This is a genomic window from Paenibacillus sp. 11B (genome assembly GCF_030487755.1).
In the GTDB taxonomy this organism is placed as follows: domain Bacteria; phylum Bacillota; class Bacilli; order Paenibacillales; family Paenibacillaceae; genus Paenibacillus; species Paenibacillus vandeheii.
In genome coordinates this window covers 1,087,589-1,113,463 of sequence record NZ_JAUKNS010000004.1, presented here as the reverse complement: position 1 = coordinate 1,113,463, position 25,875 = coordinate 1,087,589, and the positions used below count along the sequence as shown (strand labels likewise).

The following is a 25,875-nucleotide window of genomic DNA, read 5'->3' as shown; positions in this document are numbered from 1 at the left end:
TGAATATTAAATGTGATATGGGGTCGGAAAACGGAGGGAGAGAACGGGAATGAAGTTGCTTCAATGGTTTATTAAAGTTGTACTTACCGTGATGCTGGTCAGTTCGTTGACTTTGCTGACAACCGGATTAATTGTTCAGTCATATGTAAAATCGCTGCTGGCGAGTTTCAATATTCAGTGGGAAGGCCAGCCTATGGGGTTAACGGCTATGTTTCAGGGGGCACTGGGAGGTAAAGCTGTTGAAGAGAAGAAGCCCGGAACGGGCACGACAGACCAGCCGGCAGGAGCGGAAGAGGAACATGTTCCGGAAGATGCGATATCTGTCATGGGCAATGGGACAGGGAGCGGAGAGTCCGGCGCCAGCACAGGCAACAACAGCACAGGACAGGATTCAGGCTCAGACGGGGATCAAGGGACAACTTCAGGAACAGACTCTTCTGCTACGGGGTCTAGCTCAGGGGGCGGCTCTGGTACGGGAACAGACGCAGATGCTGGCACAAATACGGGCACCGATTCAGGAACAGCAGCTGGCAATAGTACAGCACCGGGAAACGGAACAGGTACGAGTTCCGATGGTACGGCTTCTTCAGGGAATGATGAGATTGTAGTATCCCCGGATGACATTACCGGCAAAAAGGATAAGCTTCCGTTGGAGGAAAAAGAAAAGATTTTCAGTCTGCTGATGAACAAGCTGCCTCAGAAAGAAATGCAGCAGATTTCAAGTGCCATGGAAGGTGGCCTGACCGAACAGGAGCTGCGTGATATTGAGCAGGTGATTTCCAAGTATCTGACCAGTGAAGAATACGATAACCTGATGGAAGTCCTTCAGGCGGAATAAATCAAAAGGTTGTAGGAGCAGTTCGGCAATCCCTTGCTAGATATATATTCCATAGAAATCGAACAGAAGAATTCGGGGAATTGAGGCTGAAGCAAGTTTGGTTTCTAGTAATAAAATGCTAAAAAATGGTTAGCATATAATCCTACCAATTCGAGGCATCCTATAGCATGACTTTCATGAAATCCCTTACCAGAGATGATCTGGCAAGGGATTTTCCACTTGTATTTTTATGAAAAAGAAATCACATTATAGTGGGTCTTAGAACCTAGTCTTAAAAAATGATCAAAAGTACAGCGTGTACCTGAAGAAGGGGCATTATGGGGAGCAAAAGCGATCTTCAATCTTATGGATAATACAGGAAAACCATGCGTGGCGCGGCTTTGCGCTGTGACGAGTACAGTTGAAATGAGTGTAAAACCTGTGTTAAAGTATACGGGTGTGATAAAAGGTTAAAATTTTGACACTTTTATGTGCGCAGCTAAAGTCCTGATTTGCGGACACCCGAATACAAATATCGACAAGCATGGGACAGACACAATGGGTGATGTCTTGACAGAAATGCGAACTAAGAAGTGCTGAAAAGGAGAGAATCATGAAAGGTTTCAGAGGCATACGCCAACCGGGCAAGAACCGGGAACACGAACAATCCGGGGAACACCGGACGGCCGAAGACAAAAACAACATGAGCATGTCCAACTTCAGTGGTAACAAAAAGCACGTTCTGGCCTCGCGTAAATGGATCATTACAGCAGCATGCGGTTTATTCATCGCTGCATCGATCGGATTCGCAGGCAAACAATACGTTGCTGCAAACACCGTTCCATATTACAAAGTGATGGTCAAAGGCAATGAGATTGGTACCATCACGGATGAGGCGCAATTACAGAAATTATTTGCAGACAAAACTGAGGAATTCCAAAATAAATATCCAGAAGCGGAAATGGTGCTGAACACAGACGGCATCACGACCGAAACCATTAAAGCATACAAGCCCGTAGTGAACAGCGATGAGACGCTGGACAAGCTCGGTGACATGCTGACTGCCTATGCTAAGGGTGTAGAGCTCAAGGTAGACGGTGAAGTGATCGGCATTGTGAAGGATCAGGCAACAGCAGATGCGATTCTGGAACAAGTGCAGAACAAGTACATATCGGCATCGGCTGTGCGCAGTTCGTTCAAGACGAAGTCGGTATCGGCAAACTCATCGAAGAAAGCAGAAGGGCCAAGCACAACGCTGAAGTCCGTTGGCATCAAGGAAGATGTGGCAACAGATGTGGTGAAGGCTGATCCAAACAAATTATGGGATGTGTCCGAGGCGGTTAAAGCTTTAACCGTTGGTAAAGACGCGCCTGTAACCTATGTCGTGCGTGAAGGAGATACGATCTCTTCCATCGCTGCGAAATACGAAATTACACAAAGCGAGATTCGCAAACATAATCCGGGCATCAAGGAAACGTCGCTGCAAATTGGGGACGAGCTTACGCTGACGGTGCCAAAGCCAGCGGTTACCGTTAAATCGGTGGAGCAGGTTGTTGAACAGATCGAGATTAAACCACAGGTAGAAGTACGCAAAAGTGCTGAGCTCAAAGCAGGCACAACGAAAGTGGTGCGTCCAGGTCAAAGCGGTCTGAAAAGCATGCAATATCGGATAACGAAGGAAAACGGTGAAGTCGTTCAGGAAGAATGGCTTGGCCAGGAAGTCATCAAAGCAGCGGTTACTGAAGTGGTCCTGAGTGGAACCAAAGTAGTCGGTGAAGGTTCAGGCGAATTTGCCTGGCCGGTATCCAACGCTACGATGAGCAGCAGCTTTGGACAACGCTGGGGTCGTCAGCACAAAGGTGTCGATCTGGTTGGTAACCGTGATGTGAAAGCGTCTGATGAAGGCGTGATTACTTTTGCAGGACAGAAGAGTGGCTATGGCAATGTTATTATTATTAACCATCGTAATGGGTACGAAACACTTTATGGACACTTGAATAGCATCGGTGTCAAGGTTGGACAAGTCGTCGAAAAAGGCGAGAGCATCGGCGTAATGGGCAACACGGGCCGTTCGACCGGAACGCATCTGCATTTTGAGATCATCAAGAACGGAACGGTTGAAAATCCGATGACATACTTGAACTAGTTATATCGCAATCCAGAGCAAGGTTGGCAGTTGATGCTGGCCTTGTTTTTTGCTGCTGTAAAAATTTTTCATTTTGGAGTACACATTGGCCCGGAACGGGATGTGACGGTGCTTCAGGTATGGTAAACTATAGACTATAGGCAACAAGCCATATGATATGGACAATAGTCAAAGAACGAGCAAGAAACAAGTTCAACGAGGCTTTGATACAAGCTAAATATAAGAGAGATAGACCGCTCACGCGGATCAAGCAGGATATAGGGGTGAAGACAGCCGATGCAGGGGAAGATTTTGGTGGTGGACGATGAGCAGCCCATTGCGGACATTCTGAAATTTAATTTGGAAAAAGAGGGGTACGAGGTCATCTGCGCTTTTGATGGCATTCGTGCGGTTGAACTGGCGTTATCCGAGAAGCCGGATCTGATGCTGCTGGATCTGATGCTGCCAGGTAAGGACGGTATGGATGTGTGCCGCGAGGTGCGTGCCCATCTGGAGATGCCGATCATTATGCTGACCGCCAAGGATGGCGAGATTGACAAGGTGCTCGGTCTGGAGCTGGGTGCGGATGATTACGTAACAAAACCTTTCAGTACACGCGAGCTGCTCGCACGGGTAAAAGCACAGATGCGCAGACGGCAGAAGCTTGCCATCACGGCTGAGGCGCCGGAAGACGAGGAGAAGCAGGTCATGCGTTTATTTGATCTGGCATTCGATATGGATATGTATACAGCTTACAAAGGTGGAGAACCGCTGGATCTGACCCACCGTGAGTATGAGCTTCTCTATTACATGGCGAAGCATTCGGGTAAGGTCATGACCCGTGAACATCTGCTGCAGGCTGTATGGGGATATGAATATTTCGGGGATGTACGTACCGTGGATGTTACGATTCGTCGTCTGCGTGAGAAGATTGAGGAGAACCCGAGCAAACCGGAAACGATTCTGACTCGCCGCGGGCTGGGTTATCTCGTGCGCAGTCCCAAAAGCGTGGGGATATAATGGGGCGATTCTCGCGATTTTCGTTCTTTCGAACGATTCAGGCGAAACTGATTATTATCTATGTACTGCTGATTCTGATTGCGATGCAATTGATCGGCGTTTATTTTGTCAGTGCGATGAAGAACTCGCTGACCAGCAACTTCACGGAGGATTTGCAGGCGCGGGCTGAGATGCTGTCTGTGCTTGTGGGTGAGACGATGGCTGGTGGAGAAGCCGAGGCTGGCGAGGACAAAACGGAAAATTTGCGTGTGTTGGTAAACAATCTGTTCAACATTAACGGGGCCGAGATTCAGGTGCTGGATGCCAGCGGCAAAGTGCTGACCACTTCGCTAAGTTCCCATTCGGACTATGTTGGGCGCAAAAATACCCAGACCGTTGTCAGCCGTGCGCTGCAAGGCATTCGGGACAATGAGGAATATATCGTAGACGAGGATAATGTTCGCAAAAAGGTCGTTGCCAAGCCAGTGTTATCCGGCGGCAAGATTATCGGCGCGGTGTACATCGCCGCCTCGATGAATGAGTTATATGCCACAATGGAGGGCATTAACAAGATTTTTATCTCCGGTATTTTGATTGCCTTGGTTTTAACCGCAGTGCTCGGTGTCATTCTGTCACATACGATTACGCAGCCGATCAAGGAAGTCACCCGAAGGGCAACGGCGGTCGCGGAAGGCAACTTTGATCAGCAGACTCCTGTATTCGGAACGGATGAGATTGGACAGCTCAGTCGGGCGTTCAACTATATGACCAGCAGGCTCCGGGATGCACTCTCCCAGAACGAAGAGGAGAAGGAGAAGCTGACGTCCATTCTGACGAATATGAGTGATGGCGTGGTCGCAACGGATGAATATGGCAAAGTCATTCTGGTGAACCGGCGTGCCAGCAGCATTCTGGGCATGCGTCCGGCGGACATTGAGGGGCGACACTTTGCCGTACTGCTCGGCATTGATCCGGAAGATGCTGAAGCGTTAGCCAGTGGCTTTACAGGTTCGACGCTTCTCCAAATTGCGCCTGCTGGACAGGAAGATCCCGTTGTCATCCGTATGACGTTTACACCGGTTCATCGCCGTGAGCTGGGCATTACGGGTACAATTGCTGTGCTTCAGGACGTTACGGAGCAGGAAGAACTGGAAGCATCGCGGCGTGAATTCGTGGCGAATGTCTCCCATGAGCTGCGTACACCGCTGACTACCATTAAAAGCTATGCAGAAGCGCTGGATGATGGCGCTCTGGAAGATCCGCAGCTCGCTGCACGATTCGTTGGGGTCATTCAGAATGAGACGGAGCGCATGATTCGATTGGTTACGGATCTGCTGCACTTGTCACGTCTGGATTCCAAGGAAGCTTTGCTGCGTAAACAGCCAACGGACATCATGGAGATGTTGGAAGAAGTGTCAGACCGTTTTTCATTCCAGATGCATCAGAAGGATATTCAACCTGTGCTTTCTGTGGAGAACGGGATTCCTGCGGTTCCGCTGGATCGGGACCAAATTGATCAGGTACTTGATAATGTCGTGTCCAACGCGCTGAAATACACGCTCGAAGGTGGCACGATTACCATTGCAGCCAGACGCAATGATGATCATACTCTCGCTATATCGGTGACCGATACGGGGATGGGGATTCCACAGCGGGATCTGGATCGCATTTTTGAACGGTTTTATCGGGTAGACAAGGCACGTTCACGCAGCATGGGCGGTACAGGGCTTGGTTTGTCCATTGCCCGGGAAATTGTGAAGGCTCATGATGGTCATATCTCACTGGAGTCCGAGGTGGACGTGGGGACGACGGTAACGTTCACACTGCCCATGCGCGAGGAAGGGGGTGAGCACCTTGAAAGAGCGGATTAAATCTCTGGTGCTTGCTTCCCTCGTCGTTGCCAGCTTGGTACAAAGTTACTTCCTGATCTATCGTTTGCCCGGTGGGGGCGATTCGATTGTGACGTCAGAGACGAACTATGTGAAGACCGAGAATATGGGTCAGGAGCGCAATATTGAAGAGTTAATTTTTCCTGATCAGATGGTTATTCATCTGGGAGAGGACAAACATACGGTGTTTTATCCGGGCAATACGTTCTACCAATTGATTTACTCACGGTTGCAGGGTCGTACGTTTGATGATTTCCAGCGTCGTAGCGTACAGTCCATCAACTGGGATCAGATTCGCAAGGAGAATCCTGGCTTTGAGCTGTCGTTCAAGGAAGGCATCCCTGTAGCGTTATTACAGCGCGTGATGCGGCTCGGGACAGACTCTCTCTTCCAAGGGGAAACGATTAACCGGATCTCAATATATACAGCAAAAAATGAGACGAAGGCTCACGCACTGTTCTTTAGCGCCAAAGGTGATGTGGTCTACGAGGCGACGCAGGCGGATTTGACGGTACAGGACGTACAGCAGCACGTCGACTTCGGCAGCAACTGGACACCTTATACGCTGATGGATGGTGGATATTATATCCCGGCGGAGGCACTGGAAACCATTGAGGCCGACGTGCCTACAGGCCAATTCACTATCGAGCAGATGCAGCGCAGCCTGTTCTTTGATCCAAGCATGACCCGAAACATTCGGGAAAAAGACGGTTCGGAGATCTATACGGATAGCAAACGCAGTCTGCAAGTCAAACAGGAACAACGCTGGATTAGCTACACCGACCCGGCGGCACCGCCTGCGGGACAGATTGATGCAGCGAAGGATGCGTTGTCCGCGGTTGATTTTGTCAATCAGCATGGCGGCTGGAAAGGTCGATCACGCATGATGCTGGATACGACCGATACGAAGACAAAGCTCCAATTCCAGCAATATTACAGCAGTTTCCCGATTATGGACTCGATGCAGTTCCGGTTCGGCACGATCAGCATGGAAATGCAGCAGGAGACGGTATCCAGCTATGAACGTTCGCTCGAATATCTGAACGAAGGTGCGGAGACGAAGAAATCGGTCAAGCTGCCCGGTGGGGACAAGCTGAAGGCTCTCATCCAGAAGGTGGCGGGTGCCAACCGTAAGGTTGTAGACGTGTATCCAGCGTATCGTCCATCCAGCATTGAGGACGGGCTGAAGCTGATCCCGGTATGGGTAATCCGTTTCGGAAACGGGGAGGAAACCACCGTTTCTTGATGGGTTATAGGATATGAAGTCATTTGATATTCGGGCGAGGTTTAAGATCACACGTTAACGGAGGGGGCAGAAAAAACCTGAAGAAGCGAAGCGCTCGCCTTTATCACCGGATTTCTCCCTTAGGAAAAGGGAATCAAGAAATCTGGGGATAACAGCGATCGGAAGGTTGTTCTGACTGCGGAGTGAAAAGTGTGATAATAGTCGTTTTTATCAAATGGAGGAGGTGAATGTTTTGGATTGGGGACGGGCGAAAAATGTATTGATCTATGCCTTCCTGCTGCTCAATCTGGTGCTGGGATACCAGATCTGGATGGATGCGCGGGAGACGGCCGGAGCCAATCTGGACTTCACCTCGCTGGCAGATAATACACAGCAGGCGATGGAAGAGAAGGGCATTCAGGTATTGGCTCCTATTCCAAATGAAACACCGAAGCTGCCGAAGCTGTCGTATGAGTTTATCGAAGATAACAAGGCAGGTATTGAGGTTGGACTGGAAAAACCTGTGGACAGCAAGCTGATCTTCTCGCAAAGCGAGCTGGAGGATGCACTGCAGGACGAGATACCCCAGATCGGTACGTATCGATGGGATCAGCTGATGGCGGAGGATGGGGCATTTGTGCTTCATCCGTTGGTGGATGGCAAATGGCCGCTCTTCAATGTCAGTCTGGAGCTATTCTACAGCGACCAGAAAATTACGGGTTACCGTCAGACTCCGGTGCGGATTACGACAGCGGAGGAGAGCGATCAGCAGGTGCTTCCGGCGTCGAAGGCGCTGGGTACGCTGATCGAGAACTTTTTGCCGAATGATGCGATTGTCAAAGATATTCAGCTGGGCTATTACGGCCAGTTGTTCAATTCAGATATGCAGGTAGCGATGCCGGCATGGCGGTTCGTGCTGGAAAGTGGCGAAGTGTTGTATGTGCAGGGCATCAGCGGGGATGTATTCAGTCCCAAGACAGACAAACCAGGGGAGTAATGCGTTATGGGGATTTATTTTACCGTGTTATCCAGCGGTTCGACAGGGAATGCCACGGTTATACAGCATGGGGGCACGTCCCTCATGATTGATGCGGGTCTCAGTGCGAAGCGGCTGGAGGCCTTGTTCCTGGAACGGGAGATTTCGGGAACGGAGCTGGACGGGATTCTGGTTACACATGAACATTCCGATCACATTAAAGGACTAGGCGCGATGTCTCGGAAATATAATTTACCAATCTATGCAAATACGAGTACGTGGGCGGCACTGGAGAAGTCCGTTGGGGCGATTCCAGAAGAAAACCGGAGGGTGTTTGAGACGGGTGAAAAGCATGATTTTGGCTCCCTGCGCGTGGAATCCTTCGGCATCTCCCATGATGCGGCGGAACCGGTAGGGTACACGTTCGATGATGGCAGTGAGAAGCTGTCCGTTGCGACGGATCTCGGGTATATGAGTGACAAGGTTCGCGATGCAATCTCGGATTCGGATGTTCTTGTGCTGGAGGCGAATCATGATGTCGAATTACTGCGTATGGGGCGGTATCCATGGAACACCAAGCGCCGCATTCTGAGCGACATCGGCCATTTGTCGAACGAAGCGGCGGGAGCTGCACTGAGTGAATTGATGAACGGACGCATCAAGCGCACGTATCTGGCACATTTGAGTCGGGATCATAATATGATGGATTTGGCGAAAATGACCGTGCGTGATGCGATGGAGAGCCGTGGATGCTTTTATCGGGATCATGAGTTCAAGCTCTGTGATACGTATTACGACCGGCCTACGCCATGGGATAGGGTGGGTGAGCCATAAAGCTGTCGAGTTCGGTGGCTTTGCGCTCCACTTCCTCACGAGTCAGAATGCCTTTGTCGATGAGCAGTTCAATAATCGTGCTTAGTGCAAGGGTGTTGCGGTAGTGTTCTTCCTTGAGATCGGCCAGCTTGGCCGCCATATGAACTTCATCCATGGCTGTGAGTGTACGCGTGCGATCCATAGTGTGAATCCTCCTTCTATGAAGCTTCGAATTGTTTTTTACTATTATTGTAGTCAGGCTGAGTGGAAAACATTCCTCTTTTTGCCGCTATAATTACACGTAAGGGACGTGTATGCTGAACCAGGGGCCGCATTTTGCTGGAGAAGATGAAAAAGTTCACGGAAATAGGCAAAATTGCGCTTAGCGAACCGGATTTTGTGGTGATAGATACTAGGGACCTTTATTGTTAAGCGCGTTATAGCGGAAATTTCCGTTAATCTTCGTAATTATGCAACTTTTTGGGATTTGACGTGTTTAGTATATAGGGAGCTTTATAAAAAAAGGCTGATTTGCGCGCAAAAAAAGCATGTCGTAGAATGCGAGAGCATTTCTGATAGAGTCACAGACAGGATGAGATGTTCGTTCTGTTGTACATAGACGCTTCATTTCGAGTTAGCAGGGATGGCAGCGATATGCAAAACGATTTTTTATGCAGGAACGCATGGAAGAATGAGTTGGTATTTACGATACACGCGTAACGGAGGACACAGAACGAAGCTGGAGAAGCGAAGCGTTCGCCTTTATCCCCGGATTTCATCCTATGGAAAGGGATCGAGGAAATCCGGGGATAACAGCGATCGGAAGCTCGGCTGTGGCCGGAGTGGGGTAACGTAAGGACACAGTCGTTGGCCATGCGACAACGATTAGGCGGCAGTCAGGGTCTTGATGCGTGACAACGAAGGGGAGAGGATCACGATGGGATTGTTTGGAGACGATTTTTATTCAACCAAAGTATCAAGACGCGCCGAACCTGAACAGAAAGGCAAACTTCAGATCATTCGCCCTGGTGGCAGGGGCAGGGGACGTGACCGCTGGCAGAATCCACGCAAGTCTCGCTCGGGCTTTAGTTCCACGGTCAAGGTAGCCGTGATCAGTTCGGTAGTTAGCTCCATCGTGACCGTTACGCTGTTCAGCTTCATCATGCAGCCCTCAGCGTTACCTCTGGCGAACGCTGCAGGGAACGGCGGAGGGGGTACACAGACAGCGCAGGCTGCAGATCCGTACGATCGGATTATTCAGGCAGCGGCGAAGGTTCGACCTTCCGTGGTGAGCATCGTGAACCATAAAACGGGCAGCAGTCTGTCGATGGAAGACTCCGCACTGGGATCAGGGGTCATTTTCAAGAAGGAAGATGGCAAAGCCTACATCATGACCAACCATCACGTCGTGGAAGGAGCGAGTGATCTGGAGATTGTGACGGTGGACGGGGAAACGCACAAGGCGAAGCTGGTGGGTAAAGACCGGGTGAGTGACATAGCCGTATTGTCCGTACAAGATGAAAAGGGCATCGGTCCCGCCGCAGAGCTTGGTGATTCCAGCAAACTTCAACGGGGTCAAACGGTACTTGCGATCGGAAATCCGCTCGGCCTGGGCGGTACGTTGACGTCAGGTATTGTCAGTTATACAGATCGGATCCTTCCGGTATCCATTAATCAGGATGGTGTGTACGACTGGGAACAAAACGTAATTCAGACGGATGCGGCGATTAACGAAGGCAACAGCGGCGGTGCGCTGGCCGATCTGAACGGTAAATTGGTCGGCATCAACACGATGAAGATCTCGGATACAGGCGTTGAAGGCCTCGGCTTTGCGATTCCGATGAACGAAGTGATGAAAACGGTCGATTCCCTGCTGTTGAACGGCAAAGTGTCACGTCCATATCTGGGCGTGTATACCGTCGATCTCAGCAATCCGTATGCCCCACTGGATGATGAGCAGCGCAAGGATCTGAAGCTTCCATCCCACGTAGATAGTGGTGTGGTTGTTTTGGAAGCGTCCGGTCCGGCATCTGATGCGGGCATGAAACTGAATGACGTCATTACGGAATTTGATGGGCAAAAAATTACCTCTACGCTTGATCTGCGGAAATATCTGTACGATAAGAAGAAGATCGGCGATACAATAGAGATCACCTTTTACCGGGATGGCAACGCCGAGAAGGTGTCGGTGAAGCTGACGGATAAACCGGAATAAAGAGAATGGCTTTGATGTGCTTGGCACATACAGAAATAGGATAATAAAAGAGAGTCGATCAACTCCGTTGGTCAGCTCTTTTTTATTGCACCGATTCATGAGTTGATTATAAGCTAAATTCATGGGGTTAAATGGGAAGTTTTGTCGTTTCGCAATGACAGGCTAGGACCAGAGCCAAAGTCTCTGTTATAGAGGAATCCGGTTATGATACACTGTTGGGAATGTGTTGGTGATGTGGGGTTATGCGAGTAACATCTGTTTGTCGATCTGCTTTCTCAATCCGGAGTGGAAGGGGTTATTTTAATGAAACGTTTGACGAAAACCATGCTGGGGGGAACAGGTCTAGTATCTGCACTTTTTGTTTTGTCTGCATGTACTTCCGAAGTGCCCCCATCAGGGTCTGTTGATGTTAATGGTTTACAGGAGAAGATTACAGGTCTGGAGAAGAAGCTTGCGGACCAGAGTGAGAAGAATAGTGAGCAGAACAAGAAGATCGCCGAACTTGAGAATAAGTTGGAGGAACTGAATACTATCGTGATTGCGGTAAATGAGGCTGGTGGCAAAGCGCCTGCTTCCCCAGGAAGCAACGGATCGGCCGGGAAGGGCGATGGGGTGCTGATTACATTTGCCCAGTATGAAAAGCTTGAGGTTGGCATGTCGGTTGAGGAAGTTATCGAGATCCTTGGCGGAGAAGGTGAGGCATTGAGCGAAGCAGAAAATATGGTGGTCTATAACTATAAGGGCACCGGAAGCACGGGAGCCAATGCAGTCATCGCCATCCAGGGAGGCAAGCTGTTAACGAAGGCTCAGTCGGGACTAGAGTAAGATTGATATCCGTTGAGGATGAATTCGAATTAGGTGGATTTCGTATGTGCAGTAATCTGAATAGATGCAAATGAACGGAATAGGTAGGCTCGGAAATTAGTGAAGTGTTACTTTGGGATCCCCACGGGGTGTCGAGAAGTGACGCTTTTTTGGGTTGGATTTTGCTGAAATGAGAGGATTGGTTGAAGTTGGACACGATAAATGGGAGCTAGGGGTTTCTTTTCCGCGGCAGGTGTGATAGAACAGAGAAGTGGCTATCCTGTATGGATAAGCGGTTGTGAATCGGGAGCATAGCTGGATACAGAAAGGATGCTTGAACGGATGTACGTTGTATGCAAAGAACACGTGGACATCGCCATCGACATGTTTGTTGATGAGTATGAGGACGCTCCAGATATCGTTGATCTGAAGGAGACGGAATTTGCCGATTGGGACCCGCCTGCGAAGTGCGCCGAGTGCGAACAGCACGCGGAATTTCTCGTCGTTTAGCGTACTGTAGGAATTGGACGGCCGGAGGCGCGATTGGATCGGCGCTTCTGGCGGGCTTTCCATCCGGTATGAACATCACAGCAAGAAGCAAAGGAGAGCGTGATGAGCGCTCTTTTTGCGTTTGTAGGAGATTGTGTGATTAGTGAAAGTGGACGGGGCGTGGCGTCGGTGCTGGGACCGAATTGCGAACGGTAGGCGTAGATAGCAGGAGTAACTCTAACGAACCTGAGGCTTCTTAATTGGGGAGAATTCTGCCTAGTTGAGATCTAACGAATCATATGGAGCTAGAATAAAAAGTGGACACCCATTAACGGACAGAAGGATAATAAGACTAACGGAGGTGTGTCCACATGGGAGAACAACGGCAACGATACAATGAAGAATTCAAAAAACAAACGGTCAAGTTTATTCAAGAACAGACGAAGACACTCAGTGATCTGGCAGAAGAGCTTAACATCCCGAAAAGTACGTTACATCAATGGATGAGCCAATATCGTGAGCTCAAAAACGAACCGGCTGCCAGTATGGACCGAGTTAAGGAACTCGAAGCAGAGCTGAAAGAGATGCGTCGCATGCTCCAAGAGAAAGAACATCGACTTGCCGATACGGAAGAGGAACTAGCTATTGTAAAAAAAGCGGTGCACATCTTCAGCAAACCAAAGAACTGAGATTCCAGTTCGTGGAGAATCATCGCTCCGAGTTCCACTTGGAGAAGATGTGCGAAACCCTGCAGGTCTCACGGAGCGGGTACTACAAATGGCGGAAGAACGAAACAAGCATGCAGGAGCTTCGGAAATCCCAGATCATGAAGCGAATTCAGTACCATTTTTCCGACCACAACAAGCGATATGGTAGCCCCAAAATTACACGGTTACTTCATCTGGAGGGGTTTAAGATCACCGAACGTACAGTGAGTGTGTACATGCGCCAAATGAAGCTCCGTTCCGTCGTTAGCCGCATATATCGTGTCCAGACCACGGACTCCAAGCATAACCATCCGGTCGCACCCAACACGCTGAATCAACAGTTTAAAACGCTCAAACCGAACACCGTCTGGGTTACAGACATCACATACATCCCGTGCCGAGGAGGACGCTTGTATCTCGCCAGTGTCCTGGATTTGTGCACGCGTGAAATTGTTGGTTGGCGTTTGTCGAACCATATGGAAACTAGCTTGGTGCTGGATGCTTTGAAGGCTGCTTACACTGCCAAACGACCTGGTAAGGGTTTGCTCCATCACTCGGATCGCGGCTCCCAATACACCTCCAAAGAGTACGTCGAGCAATTAAGTGCCTACGGTATGGAATCCAGCATGAGCCGCCGGGGAAACTGTTACGATAACGCCTGTATCGAGTCTTGGCACAGTATTTTGAAGAAGGAACTCATTTACTGTAATCCGCGCTTTAAAACACCGGAAGAGGCCTACATGGCTATCTACCAATACATTGAGTTTTACTACAACCGCAAACGAATGCATGGCGCACTGGGGTACCTTTCCCCTGCCCGTTTTGCACAGCAATTCACCGGAAATTCCGTAGCGTAAGTGTCTACTTTCTTGACAGAGGTCCAATAGGCACGCTATTTTACTGAAATAACCTCGAGAGAGGTAAGGAGACCTCGTTATGCCTGCAATAGCGCGTCTCAGATTCTTTAGATTTTAAAGTAGCCGGAGTAGGGCTGAATAAGGTGTGTGAGGTTCGTTAGCTTTAATTATTGAAACAAACGATGCGTTGAAGCATCTTACTTATAGATGATCTCGTAGGACGATTAGGAGGAATGGATCTTCATGTTGATTCAGATTATTGGCGTAGGCAAACTGAAGGAAAAGTATTTGACGCTGGGCATTCAGGAATATGCCAAGCGCCTCGCCCCGTACATCAAGTTTCAGATGATCGAGGTCGCAGACGAAAAGGCGCCCGACACTCTGAGCGAAGCCGAGGTGCGGGCGGTGAAGGAGCGCGAGGGCGAACGCATTTTCGCGCATGTGAAGAGCGAGGCGCATGTGGTCGCGCTCGCGTTGGATGGCCAGCTCTGGAGTTCCGAGGAGCTGGCTGTGGAAATCGACAAGCTCGGTACCTATGGGACGAGCCATGTCGTATTTGTCATCGGAGGAAGCCATGGGCTCTCCGATGAGGTGCTGCGCCGCGCGAAGCAGCGCTTGAGCTTCGGGCGCATGACCCTGCCGCATCAGCTCATGCGGCTGGTGCTGGTGGAGCAGATTTATCGCGCAGTGAAGATAAATAGGAATGAACCTTATCATAAGTAAGCTGGAACGACAATGATCAATACAGCTGCTTTGCAGGGTCTCGATGTTCGGTTCCCTTTCGGTGGCTTCAAGCAATCTGGTATTGGCCGTGAATATGGCGCGGAAGGTATCCGCACTTATACAGAAAAGCATGTCATCAACGTTCCGAAGACACTGGATCTTCCTTATATACCAGAATAAATCTTATAGCACACAACTTCGCATCGTACAGGGAATGTACATGTGAAATTGAATGTAGGCTCTAACTTTACGCTTTGTTTACTGATCTTTAAGAATCAGTAGACAGGGCGTTTTTTGTCAGATAAAAATAACTCATATCTGATGGAGGTGACCCTGAAGAAATAAAGAAGCCACTCCATTTTTTTGGAGTGGCTTTCTACTCAGCTATTATACGGTGAACGGCGGCTATCTTCTACCTAGTGTCTCCCAAATTCCATGGAGCCAGGAGTCGAACTCAGCATCTTTGTCGCCCTCGTAAGTATCATAAATATCCAGACGTGTCTTTTGCAGTTTTTCCTTAAATTGCTCAAATGTGTGACCTTCAGGAAGGCTTTTTTTAATCCGTAGCAAAATTTTGTTAAGACCTTTAAACAGCTCACCTTTGTTTTTGGCAGGCATTTGTACATCTTCATCCAACTGCTTGAGCTTGCGATATGCGGCTTCGCGCACCTGGAACACTTGATCACTTGTCAAAACATGCTGCAGCAACTTAATGGTAGGGGCTGTATCCCAGTTCCCCAATTCGTTCACCGCATGCAGTCTTTCTCTCCAGCTTGCCGACCGATTAGCCGCTCGTTTGAGCTCTTCAAAGTTTTCCGGTAGTTCGTTAACTGCTCCAATATCATGGTTGTTCGTCAAAGTTCAATCTCCTTAATCATCGCCATCTCGGCAGAATGATGAATGTTAATCAGGTAAACACCATTATAGCACGAACCTGGCTAAACTACTTCATTAAAGCCGATTGGTTAGCTTAAAAATCACATTGACCAATTCATGTTAGGCCGCTTGTTTTTGTATGTTAATCACAAGGGTGGCTTCTTTTTCATCAATAATAAGCTGTAGGTTACGGTAATTGCAATTTACCTTCACGTAATGTAAAATTACTTTATGGAAAAAACATGAAGGAATGGGAGTATGAGGTGGAAACGAAAGACTTACATTCAGTCGACTTGCGTAATTTCATATTTCCATTCCATTAGGACACTAAAGCATTTATTGCTTTAGTGTTTTTATTTTATGGGGGTGTAATAATTGTCAAGGTACAAAAGGGTTCTCGTTAAGCTAAGTGGTGGAGCAGTAGCAGGAAACTCTGAATTTGGTTTTGAGCCAGAAAGGTTAGACCATATTGCGGATGAAATTATGTCAGTAGTAAACTTAGGCGTTGAAGTATCGTTAGTTATAGGTGGGGGTAACATTTTCAGAGGTAATATGGCGGAAAGCTGGGGGATAGAAAGGGCAGAAGCTGATAACATTGGGACGCTTGCGACTGTAGTAAATAGTTTAATGCTTCGTGGAGTTCTTAAAGCCAAGACCAAAAAGGAAGTACGAGTAATGACGGCAATACCTATTACTTCAGTTGCAGAACCATACATCCGTCTAAGAGCAATCCACCATCTAGAAAAAGGCTATATTGTAATTTTTGCAGGGGGGAACGGTCAACCTTACGTTACAACAGACTATCCTTCAGTACAAAGAGCCATCGAGGTTAATTGTGACGCTTTATTAGTTGCAAAGCAAGGTGTTGATGGTGTTCTTAATGCAGACCCTAAATTTGATAAAGATGCAAGGAAATTTCGTTCGCTTCATTACAACGACGTTTTAAAACACAACTTAAAGGTAATGGACCAATCAGCTTTCATTTTAGCAAGAGACTACAATCTGCCAATGCATGTGTTTAACTTCGATAAACCAGGCTCGATGAAAGAAATTTGTGAAGGTAAGAATAACGGTACGATAATTAGTGGCGAATCAGTTTTAGAGTTGGAATGAAATATGTTAGAAATACTACTGATATGTATATCTTGTGGTCAAACTGTACTTTGTGCTTAGATACATCACGGGGAACCGTATCATAAATAGGGCGAACAATTTTATTGCGATTTCACTAATAGGTTTGGCTCTGCCCAACTTAAAATATCCACGACAGTAGCTTCATCCTTCTGTACAATGAGGAAGTTAATCTGAAAGAAAAAAGCTCAGTACCTTTTTTGGCTACAGGGATAATGTCACAGGCGTACAACCTTCATCATGGACATATGAATATAGCACTGCTATAATGGACGTATGAACACATATGACAAAATATTGGCAGCTGCTCTTAAGGTACTCGAAGAGGAGGGTGGGGCCAAATTCTCGACGCGAGCCGTAACTGCGATCGCGCAGGTTACGGCTCCTACACTCTACCACCACTTTGGAAATGCCGATGGACTTCTAAGTGCAGCTATAGTGGAAGCATTCAAACAGTTATTTGAAAGCAAGATTGCCGCAGTGGAGTCCACCATTCCAGAGATGGCTCTTCGTCAAGGATGGGATGACTATGTCCGCTTCGCGGCAGCCCGTCCTCGGATTTATGCGGCGATGATGGGGCGGTTGCTCGAGGGCGCCCATATCGAGGCGGCAGATCATTCGTACCAAGCACTAGTGCAAAATATTCAGGGAGTCGCCGCCGAAGGCAAACTGGCTGTGTCCGCCCAGACTGCGGCAGATCTGGTCTGGGCTTCCGCCAATACGGCCTCTTGGCTGTATGTGACGGCCCAGATTCGTAAGGCACCCCCACCCCAACCCGACGTCGTTGATCTCATTCGGGAAAGCGTAATGCAGATCATTTTGATCCAAAGGCCGGAAGCCGATTCAAAATGAGGGATTTGATGACAGAGCCTGGAGACTTCAGGCAAAGCCCTAATTTAGAAGACGTAAAAGAAAGATCGCCTATCCAACCTGGACCTCCAGGAGGATGGCGATCTTTTTTATGTTTGGAGGATGCGAGCATTAGTTCTTTTGGATTTGTGCCAAGTATTTGGAGAACTGTGGCAGACTTGGCGCTGAAGAGGCTGACCGTCATTTCCATAAGTTCAACGCAACGATAAATCTCAACCCCTCCCGCCAGGGTACTTCGTGAGCGCCGAGTGCATCACGCAACGCCCGCCAAAACGATGTTCGTGCCGCAGGACAACACTTCGAAAAAAAATATATAGCACCGCTATAGACAACTTTGTATAGCGGCGCTATAATATTCGTATAGCAGTGCTATACCGTGATCCATATCTTATCAAACCTAGGAGGGTTACTATGTCATCCAAAACTCAAGAACTGGTCATCGTCACAGGTACGTCCAGCGGCATCGGTAGAGCTACCGCGGAGCAGCTGGCCGCTGAAGGATTTCACGTTTTGGCGGGGGTTCGTCGTCAGGAAGATGCCGACAAAATCAAACGCAAAAATATCGAGCCGGTGATCGTCGATGTTACCAATATCGACACACTAAAGGCGCTGGCCGAACGGGTGGAGCAAGATCAGCTTGGTCGCCCTTTGCGGGCAGTGGTCAACAATGCCGGCATCGCCGTTAATGCACCTCTTGAGATGGTTCCGCTCGATGAATTTCGCCGCCAGATCGAGGTCAGCGTGATCGGACAGGTCGCGGTTATTCAGGCGCTCACACCGGCCTTGCTGAACAGCGGCGGACGCGTAGTTAATATTGGTTCGCTTGGCGGCAAGGTCTCCATGCCTGGTTTCGGGATATATTCGGCAGCAAAGTTTGCCATGGAAGCAATCAATGACAGTCTTCGGAGGGAGATGTCCTCGTTTGGCCTCAAGGTGATCATGATCACTCCGGGTGGTGTCAGCACTGGCCTGTCGGAGCAAGGGATTACGACAGCGGAGCGGCTGGCCAAGTTGATGACGCCGGATCAGCACCGTCGCCATGATCGTCTTTTTGACGCCGTGAAGGCTCAGGCTGAAACGTGGGCAAAGGACGGTATCCGCCCTGAGAAAGTGGCAGCAGTGGTTTCACGCGCAATCCACGAAAGAAAGCCACGCACCCGCTATACGGTCGGTCGCGATTCGGCACTGCTGACCCGACTGGTCCGTATTCTCCCAGACAAACTCCTCGACCGGATGCTCCGCAGCCAGATGAAACTGCAGTAACGGGCAGTTTCACGAATCCTCTTGGACAGAAAGCTAAAATGGAGGAATGAAATATGCCACAAAACAAATTTGAACATGCCATTATTGTAGGTGGATCTTTAGGTGGTCTAATGATGGGGCTTGCGTTATCTCGTTCTGGTTATACAGTTACCATTCTTGAACGTGCAGATTCATCATTAAGAAATGGTGCTTTTATTCGTTTACAAACAAAGCCTTATCGTAATAGTGAAATTGAACGAGAATTAAGACACTTGGCATCCAATGGTAACAACAATGTTGAAGCCTGGTCAGCCATTCAAGAACGTTTGCGCAATGCGGTCGCTAAAGAACCTGGTATTACTCTTCAGCACCATACACGAATTGTTAGTGTTGGGCAAAATGAATCATCTGCTTGGGCTACCAGTGAAGAGGAGCAGACGTTTAAAGGTGACTTTTTGATTGGCGCAGATGGATATCGCAGTATTGTCCGTCGTTATTTAAACCCTGACAGACCATTTGCAGATTATGCTGGCTATCTGGTTTGGGTAGGGAAGGTGGACGAAGAACTGCTGCCAAAGAAAGACTGGAAAAAACGGCAACTTTCGAACGCTTATTTCAACAATAGTGCTGCCGGTACATTGACAACTGCGGTGATGCCAGGGATAGAGGGGCGGACCAATCCTGGCCAGCGATGGATAGGCTTTTGCTGGTTTGATCATTCGCATAATCAATTGATGTCTGAATTAGGCGTGTTAAAGGACGGGATTGCCCAGCATTCCTTATACGGTGAAGCTATTCCGGATTCGCTACTGGAAGAACTATCACAAACCAGCCAAGCCAATTGGAGCAAAGAAGAGGATGCCATTCTGCAAATCGCGATTAAGGATCGCAGTTTAATCGGGGCACCTGTTAATGAATACATCCCTAATATATTGTCAAAAGGAAGAATAGCCATGATCGGCGACGCAGCTCATACCATGTCGCCAATGACTGGCGCAGGCTTTAATGACTCACTTGACGATACGGTTGCCATTATGGACTCCATTAAACGATATCCGAATTCGATAACAAAAGCTTTGGGTGAATACCAAACACGTCGTTTAGATGTGGTTCGTCAAGATGTTCTTGCGGGCCAAGGCTTTAATCGTTCTTTTGGACGATTATAACAGCATTAAACTAAGCCATTGATACACTGGAATTTCAAGCATAAACGGGGAATTCCCCCATTTGAGAAAACGGTAAAGTAAAAAAATACGAAGTATTTATAAATTAGGAGGAATTAGCATGAACGATACAAAGAAACGTTACGTTACTGTACTCTGGGAGGCGAGAGCTAAGGCAGGGAGAGAAGCCGAGATGAAGGCATTCATGACGGCTGCTGTCACCCCGTCGCGCAACGACCTGGGCAACATTGACTACGAGGCTCACGAGGTAGAAGGCCAGCCTGGCACATTCATCATCTACGAACGCTGGGAAAACCAGGATGCTCTCGATCGGCACCTGAACGCCCCCCGGATGCAGGAACTGGTACCCCAGCTCTTAGAATTGATGGAGGGATCCATTGAGGAAGGGATTCGACTCCTGAAGCCGTTTCGCCCAGCGCAGTAAAATGCAACACCGAGCGGAACTCATTATGTTCTGTCGGGAAAGCGTGAGAGGTATTTTCGGGAGCGGTTAAAGACTTTAGAGGAGGAGGTAAAACATTGGCAACGATCGATGATTTTGCAGCACTAGATATCCGTGTTGGAACGATTAAGGAAGCGGAGTTTTTTGAAGAAGCAAAAGTCCCTGCGATAAAGCTTAAGATTGATTTTGGACCGGAGATCGGGATGAAATCCTCAAGTGCACAAATAACTAAGCGTTACAAGGTTGATGAAATTGTAGGCAAACAAATTATAGGAATCGTCAATTTTCCTCCTCGGCGCATTGCGGGATTCAAATCGGAGGTATTAGTTTTGGGAGGAGTCCCGGGAAAGGGAGATGTTATTCTATTAAAGCCGGATACTGAAATACCTAATGGTACTCCTATTGCGTAAAAATAAGACTCTAAAAGCGGCTCAACCTTAAAATCAGTGCCCAAGCTTTTGTTTGGACTTGTTCGCTTATCTCGGGCATAGGATTTCCTTTCAAAGGGCAGGGAGATGGCGTACGGTTCGCATCCCATTTGTTCCTTTGCGATTTTGCCGATAAGCGACCGGAACGGCTTCGATATGAAATTCTTCACAAACAGAATCTGGTTCACTTGTAGCTCTGGTATGTTGAGAATTTCGTTGAATGTATGAACCTCACTCTCCAATTCCATAATAGAAGCATGCATGCAAATTCAAAGCATGTCATAACAGGAGGGTGATTATGAAGGCTGTAACTTTCAATGGCATGAAGGACATGCAAGTGAAGCAGGTCGCTGATCCGACGATTCAGAGAAAAGACGGGATTATCGTCAGGATCACCTCGACCGCCATATGCGGTTCCGATCTCCATATATACCAGGGGGCGATTCAAGCCCAAACCGGATACGTGGTCGGACACGAACCGATGGGCATCGTCGAAGATGTGGGCCCTGAGGTGACAAGGGTCAAAAAAGGGGACCGGGTCGTGCTCCCGTTCAATGTCTCGTGCGGCAGCTGTCATTACTGCCAGCATGATATGGAGAGCCAATGCGACAACTCAAACCCCAATCCCCAAGTGGATACGGGAGGTTATTTTGGGTTTACCGAACGTTACGGGAATTATCCGGGCGGACAAGCCGAATTGCTTTACGTGCCGTACGGCAATTTCATGCCGTTCGTTATTCCGGAGTCATGCGAATTGGAGGATGAGAAGCTCCTGTTCCTGTCCGACGTGCTGCCGACAGCCTATTGGAGCGTGGACAACGGCGGCGTAAAGCAGGGGGATACGGTGGTGGTGCTCGGCTGCGGCCCCGTCGGTTTGATGGCGCAAAAATTCGCCTGGATGAAAGGGGCCAAACGGGTCATCGCGATCGACAATATCCCGTACCGGCTGAACCATGCCAAAAAAATGAATAACGTCGAAATCTTCAACTTTGAAGATTACCAAGACATGGGGCTGCATATAAAAGAAATAACACGCGGGGGTGCGGATGTCGTCATCGATTGCGTCGGAATGGACGGCAAGAAGACCCCATTGGAGGAGGAAGAGCAGAAGGCCAAGCTGGTTGGCGGAACGCTCAGCGCGATCAACATCGCGATGAATGCGGTGCGGAAATTCGGCACGATTCAGATTACGGGGGTATACGGTTCTAAATACAACCAGTTCATGTTCGGAAACATTTGGGAACGAAACGTGAAGCTGACCATGGGACAGGCGCCCGTGATCCATTACATGCCGATGCTGTATCAAAAAATTATGGCAGGCGAGTTCGATCCGACGGAGATCGTCACGCATAAAGTGCCGCTCGATCAGGCGCATAACGCGTACAACACCTTTTACAACCATGCGGACGAATGCATTAAATTCGTCCTGAAGCCTTAAATGATGGCATGAAGAAGAGGGGCTGTTCCACAGGGTATTGTACCCTGAGGGACAGCCCCATGTGTTTAGCCGATCTCCTCACATAATGGTTTATAATCAAGTGGAGAGCACTCTAACAAATTGAATGAGGTGAAGAATGGTAAAAGCATTAGAAAATGTACATGTTGTCATTACCGGTGCCTCCGACGGCTTAGGTTATGCCATGGCAGAAGCCCTTCTTGATGAAGGGGCAAAAGTAGCAGTGGCATCCCGTCCAGGGTCAAAATTAACTGAAGCCGTAAAAAAACTTGAAGAAAAGGGATATACGACTGTTTTTGAGCTTCCACTGGATGTGAGGTCAGAGGGATCGGTAGAAGATGCGGTGAAATGGGTGAAAGCGGAATGGGGTAAAATTGATGTCCTTGTCAACAATGCCGGCATCGGGATGCGAACGGTTAACCCGCGTTTTCTGACGGAGCCGCAGCCCTTTTACAAGGTGACGCCGGGAGGCTTCCGCGATCTTATCGAAACCAATCTCACCGGTTATTTTCTGGTAGCGCGAGGATTTGCCCCACTCATGATCGAACAAGGAAAAGGACGAATCATCAATATTTCCATGAATCATGAGACCATGAAAAGAAAGGGTTTTGTTCCATACGGTCCGTCGCGCGCAGCAACAGAATCGCTGTCGGCGATCATGGCGGAGGATCTGAAGGAATCTGGAATTTCGGTCAACATGTTGCTTCCGGGCGGAGCAACGGCGACGGGGATGATTCCGGATGATCTGCGCAGGGAGATCGAGGCGGGATTCCAGCTGATGCAGCCGGAGGTTATGGCGGAGCCTATTGTCTTTTTGGCTTCACCGGAAGCGGAGGGCATTACGGGGGAACGCATTGTGGCCTCCGAATTTGAAAGTTGGTTAAAGGAAAAAAGCAAATAATAGGGAGAGGCGAATACTTCTATATCATTTTGCACAACATCTGTGTGATTCGAACTTCCGCAGGATCGCATTTGGCAATCCGCTCTTTCCCCAATGACGAAGAAGGCTCTCAGGTCCTTCTTCGCTGGGTTCGAATAAACGCATCCCCTGTTTTTTTTAAGTGAATTCTAAAGTGTGTTTTCCAAGAACAGGTGTTTAAACAAAATTCTCTAGAACAACCTTGCCAATCGTCCTATTGCTCTCCAATAGCTTGTGGGCTTGGCGAAGATGCTCTGCTGAGATCGGTCCAAGTACTTCGGAGAGCGTTGTCTTCAATTTTTGATGATCCACAGCATCAGCTATCCGATTGAGCAGTAAGTGTTGCTCGATCATATCATCCGTTTCATAAAGCGAGCGCGTAAACATAAACTCCCACACGAAGGTGGCGCTTTTTTGCTTAAGCAATTTGAGGTTGAGCGGAGAGGTAGGATCATCAATTGCGCAAACGACTCCTTGGGGAGAAACGGCTTCACTTATGCCGGCCCAGTGTTTTTCCAAAGCGTTCAGGCAGAAAATATACGGAACGCTTGAAAACCCGATTGCTTCAAGCTGCGGAAGGAGCGGGTCATGGTGATTAATGGTATAGTCGGCACCCATTGATTTAACCCAATCGACGGTTTCCGGGCGGGAAGCAGTCCCGATTACAATGAGCCCAGCTTGTTTTGCAAGCTGGATGGCAATGGACCCTACACCCCCAGCGGCCCCGATGATCAGCAGGGATTTTTTTTCGTTGGCGCCCGGATCTTGAGAAATCGACATTCGGGTAAATAATGCTTCCCAAGCTGTGATAGAGGTTAAAGGAAGAGCTGCCGCTTCCGCGAAATTCAAGGAAGCTGGCTTGCGCCCTACAATACGTTCATCAACCAGATGGTATTCGCTGTTTCCGCCTTGTCGTGCAATGCTGCCCGCATAAAAAACTTCATCCCCCGGACGGAACAACGAGCAGTTCGGTCCCGCCTCTTCAACAATTCCTGCAACATCCCAACCTAAAATTTTTGGAACTTCTTCAACTCTGTCTTTAGGCGCACGTACCTTAGTGTCAACGGGATTGACCGATATGGCCATAACTTTGACCAAAATGTCACGGCCCGTCGCTCTTGGTTTCTCCACCACTAAATCTACCAAGCTTTCTGGATTTTCAATTGGAAGGTATCGGGTTAGTCCTACCGCCTTCATTGTAGCCATGATAAACCACATCCTTTCCTTACTATTATACCCATTGTGAGGCACCACTTAAAAATTTGAGCACTTTAGATCCAATCCTTTCTATGAAGAAGGGAAACCACTAAGATGGTTTCCCTTTAAAATGTGCCTTCTTATTTTGTGTAGGTTATATTCTTATACTTGCTGAGCAAGGACAATTATCATCACGATTCCCATTTTTTGTTGAACAATTCAAGGAAGCAGAGATGGTATGAGATAAGTGAACTCCTTATACAATAGGAAGCCATCCAGGGAAGCTAGTATAGTACTCCCACATTTTATCAGAAATAGCTAGTTCTTTTTGATCTTTTTTAGATAATGTTGTACGGATTTTGTCTTCTTCACCGACTTGTACTTTTTGTATCCACTGAGGTTCCATTATCAATTCCCTTCCTAAAGCGATTAAAGGGACTCCTGTTTCAAAAGCTTTCATCACTTCATCGGGTGTCCGCAGCATCCCAACTCCCATTACAGGAACACGATCGCCGACACGCTCATGGATCATAACAACTCGGGATGTCTGATCGTTATCATCACGGATTGATCCGTTCCAAAAGGCGCCGACAGAAATGTGGAGATAATCCAGGTCCTGGTCCGCTAACTTGTCCACTAATTGCAGCGTATCTTCCATGGTGATGCCAGGATTCTCTCTTTCTTCAGGCGATAACCGATAGCCGATGATAAAAGGTTTTGTTGCATGGTCTGAAACTGCTTTTTTAACAACGTCAACTACAGCAAGCGGGAAGGACATACGTTTTTCCAGCGTTCCACCCCACTTGTCAGTTCTACGATTTGAGTGTGGAGAAAAGAATTGCTGGAGCAAATACGTATTGGCACCATGGATTTCAACTCCATCGTAGCCAGCTTCGATTGCTCTTCTGGTTGCTTCACCAAATGCTTTAATAATTTCTTCGATTTCGTCTGCTGTCATTTCCCGAGGTACCACGGCATCGTCCCGGTCCGCTGCTACCGCACTCGGAGCAATTGGTTGACGATCGAGCAATTCTTCAGGCGGGCACATTCTGCCACCGTGAAAAATTTGTAGAATCGCCTTTGAACCTTTTTCCTGTATAGCTGTCGCCACACGTCTTAAACTAGGAATTAGGGAATCGGAATCTGCACCAAATTCACCCGGGAATCCTTTTCCATTCCTGGTGACGTATGTGCATGCGGTGATTACCGCTCCTACACCACCGGCACGTTCTTGATAATACGCAACTTCTTCGTCTGATACTTCACCATTTTCATGTGCCGCCGTATTGGTCATGGGTGCCATTGTAATATGGTTCTTTATTTCAACTCCAGAACGGAAGGTAAATGGTTTAAAAGCAGCTTCATATTTCGGATTCATCTTTTTTTCTCCTTTTGTTTACATCAAGTTTGTAATAGGGTTTTGCTAGGCATTTTTATATTCTATACAAAAAAATTATAGATATAGATGGAAAGCTTGCCATAAGGATCGGC

At 48.2% G+C, this 25,875-nt stretch carries 25 protein-coding genes and 1 pseudogene; 22 read left to right on the top strand and 4 right to left on the bottom strand.

From position 1 onward, the window contains the following. Nucleotides 1-49: 49 nt before the first annotated feature. From Q0V21_RS21900 to Q0V21_RS21870, 7 genes are all read left to right on the top strand, one after another. Entirely contained in the window at nucleotides 50-838 is a 789-nt protein-coding gene (locus Q0V21_RS21900) for a hypothetical protein (protein ID WP_301880603.1), read from the top strand. Between the two features lie 592 nt (nucleotides 839-1,430). Continuing rightward, the gene (locus Q0V21_RS21895) at nucleotides 1,431-2,963 is read left to right on the top strand and encodes a peptidoglycan DD-metalloendopeptidase family protein (protein ID WP_079348413.1); all 1,533 of its coding nucleotides are present in this window, start codon (nucleotides 1,431-1,433) and stop codon (nucleotides 2,961-2,963) included. A gap of 276 nt (nucleotides 2,964-3,239) precedes the next feature. After that, nucleotides 3,240-3,962, top strand: coding sequence for a response regulator YycF (gene yycF / locus Q0V21_RS21890; protein WP_024629555.1), 723 nt, complete (start codon nucleotides 3,240-3,242; stop codon nucleotides 3,960-3,962). After that, nucleotides 3,962-5,812, top strand: coding sequence for a cell wall metabolism sensor histidine kinase WalK (walK, locus tag Q0V21_RS21885; RefSeq protein WP_301880602.1), 1,851 nt, complete (start codon nucleotides 3,962-3,964; stop codon nucleotides 5,810-5,812). The genes yycF and walK overlap by 1 nt, the downstream gene beginning before the upstream one ends. After that, nucleotides 5,796-7,076, top strand: a complete 1,281-nt coding sequence (locus Q0V21_RS21880; protein WP_301880601.1) for a YycH family regulatory protein — start codon at nucleotides 5,796-5,798, stop codon at nucleotides 7,074-7,076. Before walK ends, Q0V21_RS21880 begins: the two co-directional genes overlap by 17 nt. A gap of 232 nt (nucleotides 7,077-7,308) precedes the next feature. Then, nucleotides 7,309-8,052, top strand: coding sequence for a two-component system regulatory protein YycI (yycI, locus tag Q0V21_RS21875; RefSeq protein ID WP_024629558.1), 744 nt, complete (start codon nucleotides 7,309-7,311; stop codon nucleotides 8,050-8,052). Between the two features lie 6 nt (nucleotides 8,053-8,058). Further along, nucleotides 8,059-8,865: an MBL fold metallo-hydrolase gene (locus Q0V21_RS21870; RefSeq protein WP_053781977.1), complete on the top strand. Its 807-nt coding sequence runs from the start codon at nucleotides 8,059-8,061 to the stop codon at nucleotides 8,863-8,865. Here the strand turns inward: Q0V21_RS21870 and Q0V21_RS21865 are convergent. Beyond that, nucleotides 8,834-9,046: a hypothetical protein gene (locus Q0V21_RS21865; protein WP_079348410.1), complete on the bottom strand. Its 213-nt coding sequence runs from the start codon at nucleotides 9,044-9,046 to the stop codon at nucleotides 8,834-8,836. The genes Q0V21_RS21870 and Q0V21_RS21865 overlap by 32 nt on opposite strands. A 735-nt stretch (nucleotides 9,047-9,781) precedes the next feature. On the opposite strand from Q0V21_RS21865, the gene Q0V21_RS21860 reads away from it, so the two are divergent. The 7 genes and pseudogenes from Q0V21_RS21860 to Q0V21_RS21830 all read left to right on the top strand — a co-directional run. After that, the gene (locus tag Q0V21_RS21860; protein WP_301880600.1) at nucleotides 9,782-11,059 is read left to right on the top strand and encodes a S1C family serine protease; all 1,278 of its coding nucleotides are present in this window, start codon (nucleotides 9,782-9,784) and stop codon (nucleotides 11,057-11,059) included. A gap of 303 nt (nucleotides 11,060-11,362) precedes the next feature. Continuing rightward, on the top strand, nucleotides 11,363-11,884 hold the full coding sequence (locus Q0V21_RS21855; RefSeq protein ID WP_301880599.1) for a hypothetical protein: 522 nt from the start codon (nucleotides 11,363-11,365) through the stop codon (nucleotides 11,882-11,884). A 321-nt stretch (nucleotides 11,885-12,205) separates the two neighbouring features. Continuing rightward, nucleotides 12,206-12,373: a CxxH/CxxC protein gene (locus Q0V21_RS21850; protein ID WP_017691462.1), complete on the top strand. Its 168-nt coding sequence runs from the start codon at nucleotides 12,206-12,208 to the stop codon at nucleotides 12,371-12,373. Between the two features lie 350 nt (nucleotides 12,374-12,723). Further along, nucleotides 12,724-13,041, top strand: coding sequence for a transposase (locus Q0V21_RS21845; protein WP_301249069.1), 318 nt, complete (start codon nucleotides 12,724-12,726; stop codon nucleotides 13,039-13,041). An 11-nt stretch (nucleotides 13,042-13,052) separates the two neighbouring features. Further along, nucleotides 13,053-13,916 carry an IS3 family transposase gene (locus tag Q0V21_RS21840; protein ID WP_301880598.1) on the top strand — a complete coding sequence of 288 codons (864 nt, stop codon included), beginning with the start codon at nucleotides 13,053-13,055 and terminating at the stop codon, nucleotides 13,914-13,916. A gap of 243 nt (nucleotides 13,917-14,159) precedes the next feature. Beyond that, nucleotides 14,160-14,639, top strand: a complete 480-nt coding sequence (rlmH, locus tag Q0V21_RS21835; protein ID WP_301880597.1) for a 23S rRNA (pseudouridine(1915)-N(3))-methyltransferase RlmH — start codon at nucleotides 14,160-14,162, stop codon at nucleotides 14,637-14,639. After that, nucleotides 14,640-14,819, top strand: a pseudogene (locus Q0V21_RS21830) (aldehyde dehydrogenase family protein); the annotation flags it as partial. Between the two features lie 225 nt (nucleotides 14,820-15,044). Here Q0V21_RS21830 and Q0V21_RS21825 read toward each other — a convergent pair. Further along, nucleotides 15,045-15,497, bottom strand: coding sequence for a HEAT repeat domain-containing protein (locus tag Q0V21_RS21825; RefSeq protein ID WP_301880596.1), 453 nt, complete (start codon nucleotides 15,495-15,497; stop codon nucleotides 15,045-15,047). Nucleotides 15,498-15,890: 393 nt separating this feature from the next. Here Q0V21_RS21825 and pyrH point away from each other — a divergent pair, with 393 nt between their 5' ends. The 8 genes from pyrH (at nucleotide 15,891) to Q0V21_RS21785 (ending at nucleotide 23,169) form a co-directional block, all read left to right on the top strand. Continuing rightward, nucleotides 15,891-16,628: a UMP kinase gene (gene pyrH / locus Q0V21_RS21820; RefSeq protein ID WP_301880595.1), complete on the top strand. Its 738-nt coding sequence runs from the start codon at nucleotides 15,891-15,893 to the stop codon at nucleotides 16,626-16,628. A gap of 294 nt (nucleotides 16,629-16,922) precedes the next feature. After that, nucleotides 16,923-17,498, top strand: a complete 576-nt coding sequence (locus Q0V21_RS21815) for a TetR/AcrR family transcriptional regulator (RefSeq protein WP_301880594.1) — start codon at nucleotides 16,923-16,925, stop codon at nucleotides 17,496-17,498. Nucleotides 17,499-17,927: 429 nt separating this feature from the next. Further along, a complete protein-coding gene (locus tag Q0V21_RS21810) occupies nucleotides 17,928-18,779 on the top strand; it encodes an SDR family oxidoreductase (RefSeq protein ID WP_301880593.1) in 852 nt (283 codons plus the stop codon). A 53-nt stretch (nucleotides 18,780-18,832) separates the two neighbouring features. Then, nucleotides 18,833-19,924: an FAD-dependent monooxygenase gene (locus Q0V21_RS21805; protein WP_301880592.1), complete on the top strand. Its 1,092-nt coding sequence runs from the start codon at nucleotides 18,833-18,835 to the stop codon at nucleotides 19,922-19,924. A 118-nt stretch (nucleotides 19,925-20,042) separates the two neighbouring features. After that, nucleotides 20,043-20,366 (top strand): putative quinol monooxygenase, encoded by a 324-nt coding sequence (locus tag Q0V21_RS21800; RefSeq protein ID WP_301880591.1) that lies wholly within the window; start codon nucleotides 20,043-20,045, stop codon nucleotides 20,364-20,366. A 95-nt stretch (nucleotides 20,367-20,461) separates the two neighbouring features. After that, a complete protein-coding gene (gene csaA, locus Q0V21_RS21795; RefSeq protein WP_301880590.1) occupies nucleotides 20,462-20,794 on the top strand; it encodes a chaperone CsaA in 333 nt (110 codons plus the stop codon). Between the two features lie 316 nt (nucleotides 20,795-21,110). Then, entirely contained in the window at nucleotides 21,111-22,250 is a 1,140-nt protein-coding gene (locus Q0V21_RS21790; RefSeq protein ID WP_079348377.1) for a zinc-dependent alcohol dehydrogenase, read from the top strand. Between the two features lie 136 nt (nucleotides 22,251-22,386). Further along, nucleotides 22,387-23,169: an SDR family NAD(P)-dependent oxidoreductase gene (locus Q0V21_RS21785; RefSeq protein ID WP_301880589.1), complete on the top strand. Its 783-nt coding sequence runs from the start codon at nucleotides 22,387-22,389 to the stop codon at nucleotides 23,167-23,169. A 195-nt stretch (nucleotides 23,170-23,364) separates the two neighbouring features. Here Q0V21_RS21785 and Q0V21_RS21780 read toward each other — a convergent pair whose 3' ends face one another. Both Q0V21_RS21780 and Q0V21_RS21775 read right to left on the bottom strand, forming a co-directional pair. Next, the gene (locus tag Q0V21_RS21780) at nucleotides 23,365-24,393 is read right to left on the bottom strand and encodes a zinc-binding alcohol dehydrogenase family protein (RefSeq protein WP_301880588.1); all 1,029 of its coding nucleotides are present in this window, start codon (nucleotides 24,391-24,393) and stop codon (nucleotides 23,365-23,367) included. 247 nt (nucleotides 24,394-24,640) lie between these two features. Further along, nucleotides 24,641-25,762, bottom strand: a complete 1,122-nt coding sequence (locus tag Q0V21_RS21775; RefSeq protein ID WP_301880587.1) for an NADH-dependent flavin oxidoreductase — start codon at nucleotides 25,760-25,762, stop codon at nucleotides 24,641-24,643. Nucleotides 25,763-25,875: the final 113 nt, after the last annotated feature.